Source organism: Streptomyces marianii (assembly GCF_005795905.1).
Lineage (GTDB): Bacteria > Actinomycetota > Actinomycetes > Streptomycetales > Streptomycetaceae > Streptomyces > Streptomyces marianii.
Genome location: NZ_VAWE01000001.1, coordinates 8352953 through 8372679, shown reverse-complemented (window position 1 = coordinate 8372679; position 19727 = coordinate 8352953). Strand labels below are relative to the sequence as shown.

The following is a 19727-nucleotide window of genomic DNA, read 5'->3' as shown; positions in this document are numbered from 1 at the left end:
GCAATAGCAAGACCAGGCGCGCGAAGCTCACGGCGGACAAGCTCGCCGCGCTGGCCGGCCTCGGGCTGGAGTGGGCGGCAGCGGAAGGAGCGGCGTGATGACCGCACCCGAGGAAGAACGGCGCGTGCAGGAAGCCGTGCGGCGGCACGCCCGCACCAGGGCCTTCACGGAGGCGGAGGACGTCGCCTCGTTCGTGCTGTCCGAAGCGCGGGCCCGGGTGGAGGCGGCGGAAACGCAGCTCGGCATGGAGCTGTGCGCCTGTCTCCAGCCGTTCCAGGACCGCTACGACCAGGCCGTGCGCGATGGCGAAGCGGACCAGCTCGCCGGGCTCTGTCCCGGCAAACACGGCCGATGGGGGCGGATCTGCGTGTTGCCCGACGGGCACGAGACCTCAATGGAGGAACCGCACTGGGGCCGCAACAGCGAGGGCCAGCCGATCGCGTGGGTGGGCAGCGCACACGACGACTGGTGAGAGCAGACCGCGCCGCCGTACTCACAAAGCTGAGAACGATCTGACGCGCCGACGCCCCCGGACCGATCGGGGGCGTCGGTCCGGGCACCGGTTGGGGACCGCCGACCCGCGACCAGGGCACGGCATGGACCTCGGCCACTGGCTCGCCACACAACGCCAGGACTGGCACCGGCTCGCTCAGAGGCAGCGCGAGCGCCTGGAGTAACTCGGCATCCGGCTGGCCGAGAAGGCCGCCACTGCCACCCCCAAGGATCGCGACCAGGCCCGGTGGCCGTTGCGTAAGGCGGTGCGGGCTTCGGTGTGCTCGTTTCACTGGGCGCGGTCGCGCAGGCCACGAACGGCGGGGGCGGCGACGAACGAGTGGCAGGCGGTCACCAGGTCTGCGGCCTGTATCGAAAGTGCGCGTGTCGGCCGGTGTGGCGTAGTACTTCTGGGGAGCCTCAAACGCCGGTCTGTTGTCACCTTGGAGTTATCGATGGCCGTTCGCCGTGTCGTACCCAATGTCCAGTCGGAGGCTGCGCAGGAGAGCCGGGAGTTCTACGGCCTGCTCGGATTCGAGGAGGTCATGAACCACGGCTGGATCATGACGCTTGCGTCCCCGTCCAGCCCGACGGCGCAGATCAGCCTCATGGCCAGTGACAAAACCGCACCAGTCACTCCCGACATGAGCGTCGAAGTAGATGACGTGGACGCGGCCTACGCGGCCATGCGTGAGAGCGGCGCGGAGATCGTTCACCCCCTGCAGGACGAGGAGTGGGGGGTGCGGCGGTTCTTCGTCCGTGACCCCAACGGCCGGGTGGTCAACGTGCTGGGCCACCGCTGACGGTCCTCCCGCTATAGGGGGATGCGGGTCACAGCCACTCGTTGATGGCGTTGCGTTTCCGGACCCGTACGGGCGGCCCCCGGCTGCTCGGCGCATGCAGGGGGCCGACTCCTCAGATGTGGGGATCGTGGTGCCCGCGGCCGACGTCAGCGTAAACCGCGTACGTGGTGACTACACCCGAAGCGTCCGTGAACGGGTTGAAGATAGCCCCGAACCAACCCGTCCCATCGGCGAGGGGCTGGGTCCTGTGGACCGTAACGTCCGTAGAGGTGATGGAGAAGCCGACCCCTCCTCCTGTGACCATCTTGCCCGGCGGGCAGGTCGCTACGACGCTACACAGGCTGCTGGGGCCGCATTCCTCCGACTCGGTCACGATCTCGTAGCCGGTGAGGCCTCCCGAGGGGGCTTGGTGCTCAGGAGGGCGCTCGGACTGCAACCGACGTCCTGTGTCCCTCGAAGGTACCCACCTGACCAGCCGGGCACGTCTGAGTGAGTGCCGACGCGTCGAGCAACGAAGGAAGGCCGTCGTCGCCCTGGGCCTGGGCACCGCCTGCGCCGCCGAGAACCGCTGCCGCGGTCAGGGATCCGACAGCCATGAGCCTCTGCGCCAGTTTCGTCGCTCGTTTCCGTCCCGTCGTTGGAGCACTTTGCCTCCGCAGGTGACTCTGTTGCTGAATTGCCTGCAGAGGCACGGGCAGGTCGGCATGATCGTTGGTGCGGTCGTTCTGTCTGCTCCGGCCGCAGGGGGTTGGCGCGGTGTCCATGCGGCCGGGGGGATTGCCGTCCATTCCTGAACAGACGGCCAGAACGGCCCGTGCGGCCTTCCCTGGTGGGAGCCTGCCCATGCGCGTGCGTGACCACCTTGCCGAGGTTTTCGACGACGCGTTGTTCACCGATGCGTTTCCCGATCGTGGGGCTCCCGCCCAGTCTCCGGCCCTGCTCGCGCTGGTGACGGTGCTGCAGTTCACGGAGAACCTGACCGACCGGCAGGCGGCGGACGCGTCGCGGGATCGCCTGTCGTGGAAGTACGCGCTGGGCGCGGAGCTCTCCGATGCCGGCTTCGACTTCTCCGCGCTGTCGAAGTTCCGTGCCCGGCTGGTCGGGCACGGCCTGGAGCGGACACTCTTCGACAGGCTCGTCGAGCACTGCCGCGAGGCCGGGCTGATCAAGGCCGGTGGCAAGCAGCGCACGGACTCCACCCATGTGATCAGCGCGGTCCGTGACCTGAACCGGACCGAGCTGGCCGGGGAGAGTGTGCGGGCCGCTCTGGAGGCGCTGGCGGTGGCGGCGCCGTCCTGGCTGGCCGGCGTGATCGACGTCGCCGAGTTCGCCGAACGCTACGGGCCGCGCGTGGATGGCTGGACGATGCCGGGCTCGAAGACCAAGCGGGACCGGCTTGCCCAGGTCTTCGGCCAGGACGCGCTGGTCCTGTGCCGGGCGGCCTGGTCCGATACCGCGCCGGTGTGGGTCCGCGAGATCGAGGCGGTGGCCCTCCTGCGGCAGGTCATGGTGCAGACCTACATCATCCGTACCGATGGCCGGGGACGGGAGGTGATCAAGAAGCGGGACGCCGACGACAGCGGGGTCCCGCCCGGCCATATCCGCCTGGCCTCCCCGTACGACCCCGACGCCCGCTGGTCGGCCAAGGGCGACGACCTGTTCTGGCTCGGATACAAGGTCCACCTCACCGAGACCTGCGACACCCTCCCCGAAGCCGAAGCCGAAGCCGAAGCCGAAGCCGAAGCCGAAGCCGAAGCCGAAGCCGAAGCCGAAGCCGAAGCCGTGAGGCTTCCATTACGGCTGATCACGGATGTCCACACCACCGAGGCGACCGTTCCGGACGTCAAGGCCACCGCGCCCATCCAGCAGAACCTGGCCGAGCGGCAGGTCGCACCGGGCGAGCACTACCTCGACTCCGGATACCCCTCCGTCGACCTGGTCGTGGAAGCGGCGGGCCGGGGCATCGGCATGGTCACCCCGCTCCTGGCCGACCACTCCCCGCAGGCCAAGGCCGCCGAGGGCTTCGCCAAGAGCGCCTTCCGCGTCGACTGGAAGGCCCGCCAGGTCCACTGTCCCCAGGGGGCCACCAGCGCCGGCTGGTACCCGGTCACCCAGCACCGACGAGACGCCATCGTGATCGAATTCGCCCGAGCCGACTGCCGTCCCTGTCCCTCCCGGACCAACTGCACCAGCTCGGTCCGCGGTACCCGCATGCTCACCCTGCGTCCCCGTGAACTCCACGAACGCACCACCACAGCCAGAACCGAACAGGACACCGAGTCCTGGAGGGCCAAGTACGCCCTCCGCGCCGGCATCGAGAGCACCGTCAACCAGGCCCTCGACGTCACCGGCATCCGCCAGGCCCGCTACCGCGGGCTACCGAAAGTCACCCTCCAACACGCCTTCTCCGCCACCGCCCTCAACATCGTCCGCCTCGACGCCTGGTGGACCACCAACCCACTACGCAAGCCCCGCACCAGCCGACTGCAGCGCCTCAGCCACCAACTCGCCGGCTGAAGGATTCAGCAACAGAGTCGCAGGTACGAGGGGTGTGTCAAATTAACGGGTCTGGCCCGTAGTCGGTGGTGACGGCCAGTAGCCATCAGCGATCATGATCTTGTGGTGGATGTCAACTCCAACACCGTTGCGTTAGCGCTGTGAGCGGCTGTTGAGGCCGTGGGCGAAGAACGCGACGGTGGTGTGGACGGTGTAGTTCTGGGCCTTCTGGGGGTGCTGTCCGGCGTTCGGTCCGTACTTGCTGGTGGGGTTCTTGCGGGTGCGGGCCTTCACTCGTTGCCGTCGGTGGGCGGGCAGGAGGTCGCTCAGGGCGGCGTGGCCGATCGTGCCGACCAGGTCGATGGGGGTGCCGGGGAAGATTCCATGGCCGGCGGTGACGGTGTCGGTTGCGGCGGCCAGCAGGACGGTGAAACTGATCCGTTCCCTGGGTACTTCCGGCCGCCTGGTCAGGGCGTCGTCGCCGGCGCGGATCAGAGCCTGGTAGGCGGTGAGCAGGGCGTAGACCTCCTGGTCGAGGCCGTCGGTGCTGCGGGAGCGCAGGACACGGCCGTCGAGCATCGTGGCCTTGATCGAAAAATACGTGGTTTCCGCCTGCCACCTGCGGTGATAGAGCTCAACGAGCTCGGCGGACGGATAACGGACGGGGTCCAGCAGGTTGGTGATCAGCCGCCATTGCTCGGTGCGGACGGTGCCATCGGCCAGGGTGACGGTGAGGGCCGCCTCGATTATGCGCACCGGCAGCAGCACCGGCAGGACGCCGTAGCCGATGCGGGCGATGTAGGAGCCGTCGCCCAGGTGCTCGGCGGGGGTGGGGACGCGGCGGGCCCCGGAGCGCACCAGGAACCGGGCCCCGCTCTGATGGACGGCATCAAGGAACTCGTTGCCGTCGAAGGCCGTGTCGGCGAGTAGGAGCATTGTCTGGTCCAGGGAGGTCAGAAGCCGCTTGGCGTAGGGGAGTTCGCCCTGGGACTCCGGTCCGAAGGCGGCGGCTATGAGCGCGCGGGTGCCGCACTCGACCAGGGTCAGCAGCCGCAGGAGCGGATAGCCGAACTCCAGACCCTCCCCGGCCCGTTTGGGGTAGTGCCAGGTGAGCGTCTCGTCGTCGGGGGTGTGCAGCAGGGTCCCGTCGACGGCCACCGTGCGCAGGCCCCGGTAGAAGGACCCCTCCTGCCCGGGGCGGGCGACGGGCCCGGCAAGCGTCTCGAACAGACGCCGCAGAGGTGCGGCCCCCACCCTGCGCCTGGCCCGCGTCAGCGAGGAGACCGCAGGACGCACCAGGGCCAGCGGGGTCAGGGCGGCAGTCAGTTGGGACCACACCGTGCGGTACGAGCGGTGTTCGAACAGCGCGAGAGCGAGCACGAAGTACACCACCACCCGAGAAGGCAGCAGCCGCAGGCGCTTCTCGCGCCGGCCGGTCTCCTCCAGCACCGCGTCCACCAGCGCGAAGTCCACGACCTGGGTCAACTCCCCCAGATGACCCGGCGCGAACACACCCCGGGCTGTCTCGATCGTGGACGTGATGACAGACTTCTCCTGCAACGGGACCCCTGACCTTGATCGACTCTCTTCGCCGATCGTTGATCTATCAGGTGGTCCCGTCGCGCTGTTCAGCAGGGCTTGACTTACAACTCAAAGACCAAACGCAACGGTGTTGATGTCAACTCGCTTGTGAGCACAGTGTTTTCGGGATTGTCGGCATTGCTCGTCGAGGACGTGGCGGACGGCGGGGACGCAGTCGTGGTCACAGCTCGCACGCTGGACGCGGCGGTGCCGTGTCCAGCGTGCGGGGCGCTGACTGCGAGGGTGCACGGGTATCACCGCCGGACGGTGGCGGACGTGCCGGTCGACGGTCGGCAGGTCGTCGTCCGCTTGCGGGCGCGGCGGCTGGTCTGTCCGGTTCTGGGCTGTGCACGGCAGACCTTCCGTGAGCAGGTTCCCGGGCTGCTGGAGCGCCACCAGCGTCGGACGGTGCGGCTGACCAGGCAGATTGCCGAAGTGGCACGGGAGTTATGCGGCCGGGCGGCCGCACGTCTGGCCGGCCGGCTCACCGTGCCGGCCTCCCGTACCACCATGCTCAGGTGGCTGTGGCGCCTGCCGACGCCCGAAGCGCCGGTCCCCGCGGTGATCGGAGTGGACGACTTCGCGCTGCGGCGCCGTCACCGATACGCCACGATCATCACCGATGCCATCACCGGCCGGCGCATCGAGGTCCTGCCCGGCCGGGACGCCGGTCCCCTGGAAGCCTGGCTACGCAAACACCCCGGCATCACGACGGTTTGCCGGGACGGCTCAGCCACCTACGCCGAAGCCATCCGCCGCGCCCTGCCCGACGCGGTGCAGGTCAGCGACCGCTGGCACATCTGGCGCAACCTGTGCGACAAGGTCCAGCTCGAAATCCGCGCCCACGCCGACTGCTGGGCCGCGGCCCTCAACCCGCCGCTGCCCGGCGGAGTACGCGAGCAGACCACCCGTGAACGCTGGAACAAGATCCACACCCTGCTCGGCCAGGGCGTCGGGCTGCTGGACTGTTCCCGCCGCCTCGGCCTGGCGCTGAATACCGTCAAGCGCTACGCCCGCATGCCCGAGCCCACGGGCCTGCGCATCGCACCGGCCTACCGGCCCACTCTCGTTGACGCCTACCGCGAGCACCTGCGCCGACGCCGCACCGAGGAGCCGGGCGTCCCGGTCCTCCACCTCTTCCACGAGATCAAGGAACTCGGATACACCGGCAGCCTCAACGGCCTGCACAAATACCTCAACCAGGGCCGCGCCGACGGCGACCGGCCCGTCACCACCCCACCCCACGCCGCGCGGCTCCTCCTCACCGACCCAGACCACCTGCGCCCGAAACAGACCGCCCTGCTGGAGAAGATCACCGCAGCCTGCCCTGAGATGACCGAACTCGCCAACCTCGTACGCGACTTCGCGGCCCTGCTCACGCCGCTCCTGGACAACGATGTGAAGCTCACGGGGTGGATCACCGCCACCCGCGCCGCGGCGCTGCCCCACCTGCACAGCTTCGCCAACGGACTCGAACTCGACCGCTCAGCCATCGACGCCGGCCTCACCCTGCCCTACCACAACGGCCGCACCGAAGGCGTCAACACCAGAACGAAACGGATCATGAGACAGATGCACGGCCGCGCCGGATTCGACCTCCTCCGCCACCGCATCCTCCTGCGCTGATGGCTACTGGCCGTCACCACCGACTACGGGCCAGACCCGTTGATTAGACACTCCCGCGACCCCATTCCTCCCCGGTGATGCGTTCGTATGCCCGGTACGGTGTGTAGAGCAGGGGCTCGGCCCAGATGAGGTCGATGGCATAAGGAGTGAAGGCCGCCGGGTCCTGGAGGACGCCGTCGAATGCGGTGCGGCCGGCGGCAACGACCGCAGCACGGGTGTAGAGGAAGGCGTCACCGGACAGGTCGTTTCCGTATTCCTTGCGGTCCAGCCGGTAGAGCGCCCATGACAGTTGTTCGGCAAAGCCGATGACCAGCGACAACGGGGAGTGGGCAAGCCGCTCGGTCAGCGTGGCTGCAAGGACCTCGGCGTCTGGGTCAGGTTCTGTGGGCCTGCAGTCCTCGATGAGCTGCCAGAAGGCGTCTTCGTTCATGCGGGTGAGCATGCCGCAGGGGTCTGACAGACCTGGCTCCCGGGTCACCTGGTTGCTGCCGCTGTGAAAAGGACGCGTTTGCGGAGCAGGGGGAGCTTGGCTCGTCCGAACATCTGACGTTTGATCATCTTACAAGTTACGTGGAATCTGCCCGGGGTGATCATGTCTCTCCGGTGCAACCACGGACTCGGGAGATGTGTTGAGCGGTACGACGCTGCTGATGGAGAAGTGGCCGGTGCTCGGCCGGCACGAGCAGGCGGCGGCCTGGCTGACGATCTGGACGGATCTCGGCCGTGCGCCCCGCACGATTGATGCCTACGCCCGCGGGCTGGCCGAGTACCTGCTGATGTGCGAACGGGAGACCGTCGACCCGGTCACGGCGAACCGCGCACATATAGCCGTCTACGTAAGGGAATTGACCTCACGGCCGCACCGTCGGGGGTCAATGTGGTCTCGTTCGACTCGGGGGCAGGACTGGCCAACGCCACCATCCAGCTGCGCCTGGTGCCGGTCCGCCTGTTCTACGACTTCCTCATGGAGGAAGGCCTACGCGACTCGGACCCGGTCGGCCGGGGGCGATACACCCCGGGGCGCCAGAGGAGCGGGTACCAGCGCGGGCTGGTGCCGCGGCTGACGAAGCTGCCGTGGATCCCCAGTGAACAGCAGTGGCTGGGGATCCTGCAGGTCGCGCTGGAGGAGCCGGTCCGCAACCGGGTGATGCTGGCCCTGGCCTACGATGCCGCGCTGCGGCGAGAGGAGCTGTGCTCGCTGCGGACCGACGACCTCGATCCGGCCCACCGGACGCTGAGGGTGCGGGCGGAGACGACGAAGAACCGCCTGGAGCGGGTGGTGCCGTATTCGGCGTCGACCGGCGTGCTGATGTCGGCCTACCTCGCCCACCGGGTCACGGTCAGCCGGGCCAGGGGGCCGCTGTTCCTGTCGGAGTCCCGGCGCAATCACGGGCAGCCGCTGACCCTGGACCTGGTCGAAGGTGGTCCGCCGGATCGCCCTGGAGGCCGGGGTCCCGCGATTCTCGACCCACACCACCCGTCACCTGTGTCTGACCGATCTGGCCCGGATGGGCTGGGAACTGCACGCGATCGCTACCTTCGCTGGCCACCGCAACACCGATTCCACGCTCCAGTACATCCGCCTGTCCGGCCGGGACCTGGCCGACAAGCTCGCCCGCGGCATGGAGCACATCCACGCGTGGCGAATACAGGCGCTCACCTCCCCTGTCGACGGTCAGGAAATTCCCCACGATCTGCATGATCAGCTTCATGTAATTCCCCATCCCTGCGATCATGCCTCCCCAGGGGGACGGCGAATCCGTCGGTGCGCACTCGGCAGGCCATGACCGGCCTCTACGATGACCCGATGCGCCAGCCCGTCGCAGAGCCGTACTGGAACACCAACGTTGCCCGGCACCCGGGCATCCTCCGGGCTGTTCCCGAGGGTTGCGGCGATGCCCTGGACGTTGGCTGCGGGGACGGGCTGCTGGCACGGAAGCTCGCCGAGCGGGCGACACGCGTCACCGGGATCGACAAGTCGTCGGACATGATCGCCTGCTCACGCGAGTCCGCTGCTGGCCACCCGCAGCTCACCTTCGTCGAGGGCGACTTCCTCACCGCCGACCTCCCCGCTGCGGGCTACGACTTCGTCTGCTCGGTGACCACGATCCATCACATGGACTTCGAGGCGGCCCTCGTCCGCATGCGTGAGCTGCTGCGGCCCGGCGGCACGCTGGTGGTGGTCGGTCTGGCCCGCGACGCGAGCGTGACGGAGTGGGCGGCGTTGATCGCGGCTGCCCCGATCGTGCGGATCGCGAAGGTGCTGCGTCGCGCGCGTGGTCCGCAGGGCATGCCGGTCGCCGACCCGCAGATGAGCTATGGGCAGGTGCGGGCTGCTGCCCGACGGCTGCTGCCCGGCGTGCGCTACCGCCGGCATGTGCTGCGCCGGTACTCGCTGACCTGGGAGAAACCCGCTCGCTGATCCGGCATCGATGGCCGTTTTCATCATCTGGGGCGGTTTGAGCGTCGTGTGATTCTCTGTGGCGGTTCCTCCTGATTCTCCATGGGTAGCGCGGAGTCCGGGACCGAGGGACCTGGTCGTCGCGGAGCTGCCCGTGTTCCTCGCCCCGTGGTTCGGCAGGCCGATGGGCAGCCCGGATGGCAAGGAGAACGTTCGTCGTGGTCGACATCACCGAGATCTACGTCCACTGGTACGCGGGCCGCTCGAAGAGCGCGCTGGCCGCGTCACTGGGGGTGGACCGCAAGACGGTCAGGAAGTACCTGGCGCCGGCGGAGGCGTCCGGGATCATCCCGGGCGGCCCGCCGATGAGCGAGGCCGACTGGGCCGGGCTGATCGGGGGGTGTTTCCCCCGGGCTCGTCGACAGGAGGCTGCGGCAGTCACCTGGTCCGACATCGACCAACACCGTTACTGCATAGCGGACTTGCTGGGAACGGTGACGGTCTCCACGATCCACCAGCGGCTGCGGGACGAGCACAAACTGAAGGTGTCGATCTCCTCGTTCCGCCGCTGGTGCACGCCACGCTGCCCGACGAGGTGAGCCGCTCACAGGTCACCGTCCTGCGCGACGAGATCGAACCGGGCGAGGAAGCCCAGATCGACTACGGCTTCCTGGGCCAGTGGACCAACCCCCGCACCAGCAAACGACACCGCGTCTGGGCGTTCGTGATGGTGCTGCCCTGCTCACGGCACATGTTCGTACGGCCGGTCCTGCACCTGGACCAGCACGCATGGACCGAAGCACACGTCGCGGCCTTCCGCTACTTCGACGGCGTCCCACGCCGTCTCGCGCCGGACAACCTGAAGACCGGCGTCGACAAGCCCGACCTCTACGACCCGAAAATCAACAAGGCGTATGCCGAACTCGCCACCCACTACGGCGCGTTGGTGGACCCCGCAAGGGCATCGAAGCCCAAAGACAAGCCCAGGGTGGAGCGGCCCATGCCCTACGTCCGCGACTCGTTCTGGCGCGGGCGGGAGTTCACCTCGATCGAGCACATGCAGACCGAGGCCGTCACCTGGGCCAGCAGGTCGCCGGGCAACGGCAGTGCCGGCCGCTGGGCGGGGCATCGCCGATGGCCGTGTTCGGCGCCCTCGAGGCGGCCGCCCTGCTGCCGCTGCCGCCCACTCCGTTCACCCTGGCCCGCTGGTCGACGGCCACCGTCGCCTCGGCCTCGGTACGGCAGTGAACCACCATGTCGTCGCAGTAGCGCTCGAACCGGACGCCCGGGAAGGTCCGGTCCATCCAAGTATCGAACGCGTAGTGCATGAACAGGTTCGCCAGCAAGGGTGAGATCGCCGAGCCTTGTGGGCTCCCGCGATCTCGCGCGGCCAGTTCGCCGCTTCGGTGCTGCAGCGGGGCCTTCAGCCAGCGCTCCACATACAGCAGGATCCACCGCTGGTCGGTATGGTGGGCCACCGCCTTGAGGACCAGATCATGGTCGAGGTTGTCGAAGAACCCCTGGATGTCGATGTCGACCGTCCAGTCGGTCCTCCAGCACCGCTCCCGGCAGGCCGCGACCGCGTCCAGCGCGCTTCTGCGGGGCCGATAGCCGTAGGAATCGGGATGGAACAGCGGTTCCACCTCCGGCTCCAGGACCATGGCCGCCGCCGTCTGCGCGATTCTGTCCGCCACCGTCGGCACTCCGAGAACTCTGACCTTGCCCGCTCCCCCGGGCTTGGGGATCTCCACCATCCACACCGGCGGCGGGAAGTAGCTGCCCGACGACATGCGGTTCCACAGTTTGTAGAGGTTGCCTTGCAGGTCAGCCTCGAACTGCTCGACTGACTCGCCGTCGACTCCGGCCGCTCCCCGGTTCGCCTTGACCCTGAGATACGCCTCCCAGATCACGTGCTTCGAGATCTCGAACGGCTTTGGCCCGCTCATCCGGCTCATCCCGGGAACTCCGGTTGACCGCCAAGCAGACCTGGATGATCCGTCCCCTTCGCTCCACCCGCGTTACCGGGCTTCCTCGCTACTACGAGACGGTCTGCCCCCGTGCCCCGCATCAGTACTCCGCCCCTTGCGGTGGTGGCCGCTTGGGGCTCTCCCTCTCGCCGCCGGCCCCACGGACCGGCAGCAGTATCGGGGCGACAGGTTCTCACGTTCCGCGCAAGAGCCCAGGTCAGGCTCGCGCCGCCTACATGCCGGACGCCACCCGGGCAGTCAGCAGGCTCCCCCCGGACCTGTCCCAGAGCCCTGGTCTCGCCCTGGTTTCGACGCCACTGGAATTTATTACGACACGTCATCAGCGGTTCGCTCACGCTCGCCTTCCTGACCCACACCTGACGCGATCATCGCCGCGCCTTTTCCCGCAGCGCTCACCACGACCGGCACTTAAGAAGTCGTTGTCGTACCGATCATGGTGAGCGTGGGTTCGAGTGCGGCGACTCGGGCGGGTGATTTCCGGTTTGCCGGGCATGAAGGCAGGGCCTCCTGCACAGCTCGTGGGTGTCGAAGTCCATGAGCAACAGGAGGCCCTGGTGCCGCAGTCTTCCGTGTCCTTGCCTGCCGTGTCCAACTCGCTCTCCCGGCCGTGTGATTGCCTCGCGCACGTGTACGGCAACGCGGTCGATCGTGCCGAGCGTGGGCGACGCTACCCGTCGGACATGACCGACGCGGAGTGGACGGTGGTCCGCAGCGTGCTACCGGTGCCGGCATGGATGAACGGCAAGGGCGGCCAGCCGGAGGGCTACTGCCACCGCCAGATGATCGACGCGATCCGGTATCTCGTGGACAACGGGATCAAGTGGCGGGCGATGCCCGCGGACTTTCCCGCCTGGGACCGCGTCTACGCGTTCTTCCGCCGCTGGCGCGACCATCGCCTGATCACCGAGTTCCACGACCGACTGCGCGGCCGGGTTCGCGAGAGCGAGGGCCGGGATACGGAACCGACGGCCGCGATCGTCGACTCGCAGTCGGTCAAGGCAGCCGCGTCCGTCCCGGCGCCGTCACGGGGCTTCGACGGGGCCAAGAACATCAACGGCCGCAAGCGGCACGTGATCGTGGACTGCCTTGGTCTGCTGCTGATGGTGCTGGTCACCCCGGCCGATGTCACTGACCGGGACGCCGCCTGCGGCATACTGCCCCGCCTGCTGGCCCGCCACCGCAAGATCCGGCTCGTGTGGGCCGATGGCGGCTACGCAGGCCGCCTCGTCGACTGGGCCAGGAACAAACTCCGCCTCACCCTGGAGATCGTCAAGCGAAGCGACGACATGCACGGCTTCGTCGTACTGCCCCGACGCTGGTGCGTCGAGCGCACCCTGGGCTGGCTGATGCGCTCCCGTCGCCTGGCCCGCGACTACGAGACCCGGCCCGCCACCAGCGAAGCCGTAATGCGCTGGTCGATGGCCATGCTCATGGGACGCCGCCTCGCCCGCCGCCGCCCCTGATCACTCACTCCGCCCGGCCTCGGACGATGAACAGGCCCGGCCCGCCCTCGGCCAGCCAGCCTCGCGCGACCAGCCGCTTTGCCTTGACCCGCACACCCTCGACCTTCGCCGGCACCAACTCCAGGCCCAACCGAGCAGCCAGGTCCTTCGCCCGCAGCCCCTCCCCGCCGCTGTCGGCCTCCACCACGGCCAGCAGCCTGCGGTACTCGGGAGCAAGCACCCCAGCCGTGACACCCTCGCGCCACTCGGGCACCACCGAACCGGCCACGGGCTCCTTCACCTCGACCGGAACCGGTGCCGGTCGGACCGGCTCCTGCGGCACAGCACCTGCGGCCAGGGCCTCGGCCAGTTCCGCGAGCGCGACGACCCGCCGTTCCAGCACGGCTTCCGCCTCAGCCAGCTCGGCCCGAACCCGGTCCGCCTCGACGCGCAGTTCCTCCACCCGCACCCGGGCAACCGACTCGCGAGCCTCCAACATCCCCATCACCGACGGCACCTGCATACCTCCCCGACGAAACAACACGACGTGTCGTCCCTGCCGCAGAACCGTCGACATCATGCCTGAGCAGCGAAAACGCAGCGATCACATTCGGAAAGACAACGGCTTCTAACCGACGCAGCCTGCGGTGGTTTGGAGCCTCCCCCTGCAGAGCGACCCCGGAGGACCTACCTCCATCTCCTGCACAGCACCGCTTCCAGAAGCTCCTACATCGACGCCTCCTTCAGCGTTCGTGACACACGACCAGGGCAAACTCGGTGATCACATCGGTAGCACAGCGGCTTCTCACCGGGCTTGCCATGGATCCTCACGCACTGACCTTGACCGCCACGGCTAATCGGCGTAGCTTTTGGGCTATCTAAATTAGCTAAGGAAGTCGTCATGACTGAGCTACTGAACGTGGAAGGCGGCACCCTCGCCTACGAGGTGACCGGCTCCGGGCCGCTGATCGTGCTTGCGCACGGGATCGGCCAGAGCCGCGACGCCTATCGGTTCATGGTCCCGGAGCTGGTGGCCGCCGGTTATCGGGTCGCGGCCGTGGACCTGCGAGGCAGCGGCGAGTCGACCGCGACGTGGCCGTCCTACACCCGCACCGACATCGCCGCCGACCTGATCGCACTGATCGAGCACCTCGGCGGTCCCGCGGCGCTGGTCGGCCACTCCATCTCCGGCGGTGCCGCGACGATCGCCGCTGCCAAGGCGCCGGCGCTCGTGAGCGCCGTCGTCGAACTGGCGCCGTTCACCCGCAAGGTGGAGTACTCGCTGAGCGCCCTGGGCGTGTCCCGCTACCGCAAGGCCGCGACGGCGATCTCGGCCGTCGCGATGCTCGGCAGCCACAAGCGATGGCGGAAGTACCTGGAGATCGCGACCCCGGAGCCGCGCCCGGCGGACTGGGCCGCGAGTCTTGAGCTCACCGACGCGATGCTGCACGAGCCGGGCCGGATGAAGGCCCTGCGGAAGCAGATGAACAGCGCCGCCGACGCCGGTGCCCAACTCTGCAACGTGCACTGCCCGGTCCTGGTCGTCATGGGCACCCTCGACCCCGACTGGGGTGACCCGAAGGCCGAGGGCGAGGCCATCGTGGCCGCGCTGCCGGAGGGCGTCGGCCGGCTCGAGATGCTCCCGGGGGCGGGCCACTACCCGCAGGTCCAATTCCCGACGGCGGTGGTCGGCCTGGTGCGCTCGTTCCTGGAGACGGCCCGTGCCTAGGGCCGGACTCGACCAGGCCACGGTCATCGCGGCCGCGTCGGAACTCGCCGACGAGGTCGGCTTCCCCGGCCTGACCATGGGCCTGCTGGCCGAGCGGGTCGGCGTGCGGACACCGTCCCTGTACAAGCACGTCGATTCGCTGGACGCCCTCCAGCGGGGCGTCGGCCTCCAAGCCGTCCGTGACATCGGCGCCGTCCTGACCCGGGCCGCGGTCGGCCGGTCCGGTCCGGACGCGGTCCGCGCGATCGCCGAGACGTACCGGAAGTGGGCCCTCGACCACCCCGGCCGATACGCCGCCAGCGTCCGCGCCCCGCGCCCCGAAGACGAGGAATACCAGGCCGTGGCCTACGAAGCGGTGCAGATCCTGGTCGACGCGGTCGCCGGCTTCGGGCTGACAGATGAACGCGCCATCGACGCGGTCCGAGCCCTGCGCACCGTGATCCACGGCTTCGTCGGCCTCGAAAACGACGATGCCTTCCGGATGGAGCGCGACAACGCCGACAGCTACCGGTTCGTCGTCGACTCGCTCATCAGCGGCATGCAGGCCGAGGCCGCCGTCGGCGGGCCCGGCACCGCGCCGCTCCATGCCGGGGAGGGATCATGACCCAGGCCGCCGACTCCCCGAACCGCACCAACGCCGCCTCCGGGCTGCGGTTCCTGACCGAACTGATCGGCTGGACGGCCACCCCGTGGGCGTTGCACCAAGTCGGCTGGGCAGTCGCGATCGCCGCGTTGGTCCTGCTGATCGGACTGCCGGCGGTCGTCGGGACACCCGGCGACCGCCCGTTCGACCCGCCGGTGGCGATTCCCGGTGCGGCGATGCTCCTGCTCGTGCTCCTCGAAGTGACCGCCGCAGCCGTGGCACCGTGGTTCGCATGGCCCACGTGGGCGGCAGTTGTCGCGACAGCGCTGGCCGCGACGTCGGTCATGCTCGAACAACCTCGCTGGCGTTGGCTGCTGCACCACTAGATCACGACTCGACACGCACCCCAACACCGTTGCGTTAGCGCTGTGAGCGGCTGTTGAGGCCGTGGGCGAAGAACGCGACGGTGGTGTGGACGGTGTAGTTCTGGGCCTTCTGGGGGTGCTGTCCGGCGTTCGGTCCGTACTTGCTGGTGGGGTTCTTGCGGGTGCGGGCCTTCACTCGTTGCCGTCGGTGGGCGGGCAGGAGGTCGCTCAGGGCGGCGTGGCCGATCGTGCCGACCAGGTCGATGGGGGTGCCGGGGAAGATTCCATGGCCGGCGGTGACGGTGTCGGTTGCGGCGGCCAGCAGGACGGTGAAACTGATCCGTTCCCTGGGTACTTCCGGCCGCCTGGTCAGGGCGTCGTCGCCGGCGCGGATCAGAGCCTGGTAGGCGGTGAGCAGGGCGTAGACCTCCTGGTCGAGGCCGTCGGTGCTGCGGGAGCGCAGGACACGGCCGTCGAGCATCGTGGCCTTGATCGAAAAATACGTGGTTTCCGCCTGCCACCTGCGGTGATAGAGCTCAACGAGCTCGGCGGACGGATAACGGACGGGGTCCAGCAGGTTGGTGATCAGCCGCCATTGCTCGGTGCGGACGGTGCCATCGGCCAGGGTGACGGTGAGGGCCGCCTCGATTATGCGCACCGGCAGCAGCACCGGCAGGACGCCGTAGCCGATGCGGGCGATGTAGGAGCCGTCGCCCAGGTGCTCGGCGGGGGTGGGGACGCGGCGGGCCCCGGAGCGCACCAGGAACCGGGCCCCGCTCTGATGGACGGCATCAAGGAACTCGTTGCCGTCGAAGGCCGTGTCGGCGAGTAGGAGCATTGTCTGGTCCAGGGAGGTCAGAAGCCGCTTGGCGTAGGGGAGTTCGCCCTGGGACTCCGGTCCGAAGGCGGCGGCTATGAGCGCGCGGGTGCCGCACTCGACCAGGGTCAGCAGCCGCAGGAGCGGATAGCCGAACTCCAGACCCTCCCCGGCCCGTTTGGGGTAGTGCCAGGTGAGCGTCTCGTCGTCGGGGGTGTGCAGCAGGGTCCCGTCGACGGCCACCGTGCGCAGGCCCCGGTAGAAGGACCCCTCCTGCCCGGGGCGGGCGACGGGCCCGGCAAGCGTCTCGAACAGACGCCGCAGAGGTGCGGCCCCCACCCTGCGCCTGGCCCGCGTCAGCGAGGAGACCGCAGGACGCACCAGGGCCAGCGGGGTCAGGGCGGCAGTCAGTTGGGACCACACCGTGCGGTACGAGCGGTGTTCGAACAGCGCGAGAGCGAGCACGAAGTACACCACCACCCGAGAAGGCAGCAGCCGCAGGCGCTTCTCGCGCCGGCCGGTCTCCTCCAGCACCGCGTCCACCAGCGCGAAGTCCACGACCTGGGTCAACTCCCCCAGATGACCCGGCGCGAACACACCCCGGGCTGTCTCGATCGTGGACGTGATGACAGACTTCTCCTGCAACGGGACCCCTGACCTTGATCGACTCTCTTCGCCGATCGTTGATCTATCAGGTGGTCCCGTCGCGCTGTTCAGCAGGGCTTGACTTACAACTCAAAGACCAAACGCAACGGTGTTGACACGCACCCTAGTACTACACAGCCGGACTTCCATGTTTCCGCAGGTCAGGACCGTCCTGGGAATACGACAGAGCTGATGGAGTGTAAGTTTTCGGGGCTCTCGCACAGCGCTCACCTGGCAGGATGCTGGCATCCGCCCCTCGCCGCCCGGGTCTTCGCTGACAGCCGCGGCGAAGTCCGGCTGTAGTACTAGCTGTCCCCAAGTCACAGTTCACGGTGGGTTTGTTCACGGAACGAGAGCCTGTCCGCGCAAGCCCCAGACGAAGCCCGGAAGCGGCGCGAAGGGGCCCATGTCCACCACTGAGCAGCGGTGCGGCTGCCGGCCGTCGCCGAGTTCGACTACCAGGGCGAGCTCCCCCACCGGATGCGGTCGGCGCTGGCCCGGCGCAGCATCAGCAAGCCCGATGAGAAGACCTACTACTACTTCGCCTACGCACCCCTTCACCTCACGGTCCGGGAACCGATACGGGCCGCCGGGGCGCGCTGAGTGCCCCTGCCGGGTCAGCTCCCCGGCCAGGTTCCGCAGCGACTTCGTGGTCCAACGCAGCAGCGGCATCGGGTCACCGCGTTCGTCCGGCTCGACCAGGCTCTACAGAGGTTTGAGCAGGTCCCGATCGTTGGCTCCGGCCCGCTTGCGGCCTCCGCGCGGTGCACGCGTTCGACCCTCCGGCAGCGGCCCGCCCCCGCTTCCAGCTCCGACACTCCACGCCGCACGGGCGGTGCCGCTGACATGCGCGATCCTCGCCACCGCCCGTACGCCGCCGGGCCCGATCGGTCGGGCCTCGGTAGCCAAAGCCAGCCGCCGCTGCCGCTCGTTCAGAGGGCGAAGGGGCAGTTGTTTGCGAAGACGAGCTTGGCGAAGTTCTCGCCGATGCGGCGGTGCCCTTCGGGGCTGGGGTGGATCGCGTCCGGCAGGGGGAACTCGTCGTGGTCGCTCTCGCCGTAGAGATCGAGTCCGTCGAGGTAGTGGAGGTTGGGGTCCTCGACGGACCGCTGCCTGACGATGTCGGCCAGGACGTCGCGGACGATCGTGAGCGTCAGCCGTCCGGCCCCGGTCTCGGCCGGATCACCGGTGGCCTTGAACTTCAGGGTTCCACTGGAGAGGTCCGGCACGAGAGGTCCGGGCGTGTTCTCGTGGGTCGGACACAGGACAGGGGAGACCAGGAGCAACGGAGTTGTGGGGTGGCCCTCGCGGATGGTGTCGAGAAAGCCATGGATGGCCAGGGCTCCGTCAAGTTCCGCGGATGAGCGGGTGGTTGACGATCAGGGCCGGTAGGAGCGGATAGCAGTGCAGGCACGAGGGTTCGTGATCATTGTGGTGACTAAGCCAGATGATCATGAGGATGTCCCGTGCCTGCCGTTGCATCTTCCCCTATACCTGCCGTGCTGGAGAAGCTGGGTCCGCTGGATGCGGACCGGATCGCTGACCTGTGCCCCTACCTCGCATCGGTGCCCGATCCGCGTTCTCGCCGGGGCCGCTGGTACTCCCTGGTGTCGATCCTGCTGGTGTGTGCCTGCGCGGCCGTGTCAGGTGCGAAGAGCCTGGACGAGATCGCCGAGTTCGCCGAGCGGGCCACGAACACCCTGCTGGCGACCCTGAGGATCCGCCGTCACCTGCTCGGCTGGCGGCGCAGCCCCAAGCCGGTCACCATCGGACGCGTCCTCATGGCGGTCGACGGCGATGCTTTGGACCAGGCCGTGGGCGCCTACCTCGCTGACCAGCACCGCAAGTCCGCGTGCGCGGATGCGTCAGCGGCCCGACCGCGGCGGGTCATCGCCGTGGACGGCAAGGCGCTGAAGGGCTCGGCCCACCTGGCCGCGCCGCGCCGGCACCTGCTCGCGGCGGTCACGCATCACCCCGTCGCCACGCTCGCACAGGTCGAGGTCGGCGCGAAGACCAACGAGACGCGGCACTTCAAGCCCCTGCTGGCACCACTCCACCTCGCTGACGCCGTGGTCACCTTCGACGCCCTGCACTCGGTGAAGGCCAACATCACCTGGCTGGTCGAGACGAAGAAGGCACACTACATCGCGGTCATCAAGACCAACCAGCCCACCGCGTACGCCCAGCTCGCCGCTCTGCCCTGGACATCGATCACCGTCCAGCACACCGCCTCCGCCACCGCCCACGGACGGCGCGAGTCCCGGTCGATCAAGACCTGTTCCATCGCCGACAGCCTCGGCGGGATCGCCTTCCCCCACGCCCGCCTCGCCATCCGCGTCCACCGCCGCCGCAAGCCCACCGGCAAGCCCGAGAGTCGCGAGAGCGTCTACGCCGTCACCAGCCTGGATATCCACCAGACCAGCCCCGCCGGCCTCGCCACCGCCATCCGCGGGCACTGGGGAATCGAGAATTCCTCCCACTACATCCGAGATGTCACCTTCGCCGAGGACGCCTCGACCGTCCACACCGGCAACGCGCCCCGCGCCATGGCTACCTTCCGCAACCTCGCCATTGGCACCCTGAAGATCCTCGGAGCCGACAACATCGCCAAGACCACCCGCGCCATCCGCCACGAACCCGAACGAGCACTCGCCATCCTGGGCATCACCAACAACCCCGACACTCACGGAACTTGATCAAGCCCTGATGCCCGACCCTCTGGCTACCGATGAAGGCGACCACCGCCTCCGGAGCGTTCT

At 68.4% G+C, this 19727-nt stretch carries 16 protein-coding genes and 5 pseudogenes; 14 read left to right on the top strand and 7 right to left on the bottom strand.

Features of this window, described 5'->3' with window-relative positions:
• Window positions 1-97: 97 nt before the first annotated feature.
• From FEF34_RS37725 to FEF34_RS37710, 3 genes are all read left to right on the top strand, one after another.
• Window positions 98-472 carry a hypothetical protein gene (locus tag FEF34_RS37725; protein ID WP_138057163.1) on the top strand — a complete coding sequence of 125 codons (375 nt, stop codon included), beginning with the start codon at window positions 98-100 and terminating at the stop codon, window positions 470-472.
• Window positions 473-947: 475 nt separating this feature from the next.
• A complete protein-coding gene (locus FEF34_RS37715; protein WP_138057162.1) occupies window positions 948-1295 on the top strand; it encodes a VOC family protein in 348 nt (115 codons plus the stop codon).
• Between the two features lie 762 nt (window positions 1296-2057).
• Window positions 2058-3812 (top strand): IS1182 family transposase, encoded by a 1755-nt coding sequence (locus FEF34_RS37710; protein ID WP_138057979.1) that lies wholly within the window; start codon window positions 2058-2060, stop codon window positions 3810-3812.
• Window positions 3813-3944: 132 nt separating this feature from the next.
• Here the strand turns inward: FEF34_RS37710 and FEF34_RS37705 are convergent, their stop codons facing one another.
• Window positions 3945-5351 (bottom strand): IS4 family transposase, encoded by a 1407-nt coding sequence (locus FEF34_RS37705; protein WP_138052000.1) that lies wholly within the window; start codon window positions 5349-5351, stop codon window positions 3945-3947.
• 78 nt (window positions 5352-5429) lie between these two features.
• On the opposite strand from FEF34_RS37705, the gene FEF34_RS37700 reads away from it, so the two are divergent.
• On the top strand, window positions 5430-6998 hold the full coding sequence (locus FEF34_RS37700; RefSeq protein WP_456114790.1) for an ISL3 family transposase: 1569 nt from the start codon (window positions 5430-5432) through the stop codon (window positions 6996-6998).
• A gap of 43 nt (window positions 6999-7041) precedes the next feature.
• Here the strand turns inward: FEF34_RS37700 and FEF34_RS37695 are convergent, their stop codons facing one another.
• Entirely contained in the window at window positions 7042-7428 is a 387-nt protein-coding gene (locus tag FEF34_RS37695; RefSeq protein WP_138057161.1) for a DUF4240 domain-containing protein, read from the bottom strand.
• A 534-nt stretch (window positions 7429-7962) separates the two neighbouring features.
• Here FEF34_RS37695 and FEF34_RS44035 point away from each other — a divergent pair.
• The 4 genes and pseudogenes from FEF34_RS44035 to istA form a co-directional block, all read left to right on the top strand.
• Window positions 7963-8340, top strand: a pseudogene (locus tag FEF34_RS44035) (site-specific integrase); the annotation flags it as partial.
• Window positions 8341-8419: 79 nt separating this feature from the next.
• Entirely contained in the window at window positions 8420-8785 is a 366-nt protein-coding gene (locus FEF34_RS43490) for a site-specific integrase (RefSeq protein ID WP_234043002.1), read from the top strand.
• A gap of 20 nt (window positions 8786-8805) precedes the next feature.
• Window positions 8806-9420: a class I SAM-dependent methyltransferase gene (locus FEF34_RS37685; protein WP_138057160.1), complete on the top strand. Its 615-nt coding sequence runs from the start codon at window positions 8806-8808 to the stop codon at window positions 9418-9420.
• Between the two features lie 197 nt (window positions 9421-9617).
• A pseudogene (istA, locus tag FEF34_RS43485) lies at window positions 9618-10593 on the top strand (IS21 family transposase); the annotation flags it as partial.
• A gap of 77 nt (window positions 10594-10670) precedes the next feature.
• On the opposite strand, the pseudogene FEF34_RS37675 reads toward istA, so the two are convergent.
• Window positions 10671-11345, bottom strand: a pseudogene (locus FEF34_RS37675) (reverse transcriptase domain-containing protein); the annotation flags it as partial.
• A 722-nt stretch (window positions 11346-12067) separates the two neighbouring features.
• Between FEF34_RS37675 and FEF34_RS37670 the strand changes: the two are divergent.
• Window positions 12068-12850 carry an IS5 family transposase gene (locus tag FEF34_RS37670; RefSeq protein ID WP_138057157.1) on the top strand — a complete coding sequence of 261 codons (783 nt, stop codon included), beginning with the start codon at window positions 12068-12070 and terminating at the stop codon, window positions 12848-12850.
• Between the two features lie 4 nt (window positions 12851-12854).
• Here FEF34_RS37670 and FEF34_RS43830 read toward each other — a convergent pair whose 3' ends face one another.
• Complete coding sequence (locus FEF34_RS43830; protein WP_267905282.1) at window positions 12855-13334, bottom strand: hypothetical protein; 480 nt, start codon at window positions 13332-13334, stop codon at window positions 12855-12857.
• A 396-nt stretch (window positions 13335-13730) separates the two neighbouring features.
• On the opposite strand from FEF34_RS43830, the gene FEF34_RS37660 reads away from it, so the two are divergent.
• Genes FEF34_RS37660 through FEF34_RS37650 form a run of 3 tightly spaced genes read left to right on the top strand, consistent with a single transcriptional unit; the run spans window position 13731 to window position 15527 of the window.
• Window positions 13731-14558, top strand: a complete 828-nt coding sequence (locus FEF34_RS37660; RefSeq protein WP_138057156.1) for an alpha/beta fold hydrolase — start codon at window positions 13731-13733, stop codon at window positions 14556-14558.
• Window positions 14551-15162: a TetR/AcrR family transcriptional regulator gene (locus FEF34_RS37655; RefSeq protein WP_138057155.1), complete on the top strand. Its 612-nt coding sequence runs from the start codon at window positions 14551-14553 to the stop codon at window positions 15160-15162. Before FEF34_RS37660 ends, FEF34_RS37655 begins: the two co-directional genes overlap by 8 nt.
• Window positions 15159-15527 (top strand): hypothetical protein, encoded by a 369-nt coding sequence (locus FEF34_RS37650; protein WP_138057154.1) that lies wholly within the window; start codon window positions 15159-15161, stop codon window positions 15525-15527. The genes FEF34_RS37655 and FEF34_RS37650 overlap by 4 nt, the downstream gene beginning before the upstream one ends.
• Window positions 15528-15561: 34 nt before the next feature.
• Here the strand turns inward: FEF34_RS37650 and FEF34_RS37645 are convergent, their stop codons facing one another.
• Entirely contained in the window at window positions 15562-16968 is a 1407-nt protein-coding gene (locus FEF34_RS37645) for an IS4 family transposase (RefSeq protein ID WP_138052000.1), read from the bottom strand.
• Window positions 16969-17394: 426 nt separating this feature from the next.
• Between FEF34_RS37645 and FEF34_RS43475 the strand changes: the two genes are divergently transcribed.
• Complete coding sequence (locus FEF34_RS43475) at window positions 17395-17571, top strand: hypothetical protein (RefSeq protein WP_234042994.1); 177 nt, start codon at window positions 17395-17397, stop codon at window positions 17569-17571.
• On the opposite strand, the pseudogene FEF34_RS43470 reads toward FEF34_RS43475, so the two are convergent.
• Window positions 17572-17919 (bottom strand): annotated as a pseudogene (locus tag FEF34_RS43470) (ISAzo13-like element transposase-related protein); the annotation flags it as partial. It lies immediately after the preceding gene.
• Window positions 17901-18305 (bottom strand): annotated as a pseudogene (locus FEF34_RS37635) (lipase); the annotation flags it as partial. The pseudogenes FEF34_RS43470 and FEF34_RS37635, both read right to left, overlap by 19 nt.
• A gap of 162 nt (window positions 18306-18467) precedes the next feature.
• Here FEF34_RS37635 and FEF34_RS37630 point away from each other — a divergent pair.
• Window positions 18468-19664 carry an ISAs1 family transposase gene (locus FEF34_RS37630; RefSeq protein ID WP_138051345.1) on the top strand — a complete coding sequence of 399 codons (1197 nt, stop codon included), beginning with the start codon at window positions 18468-18470 and terminating at the stop codon, window positions 19662-19664.
• The last annotated feature ends 63 nt before the right edge of the window (window positions 19665-19727 follow it).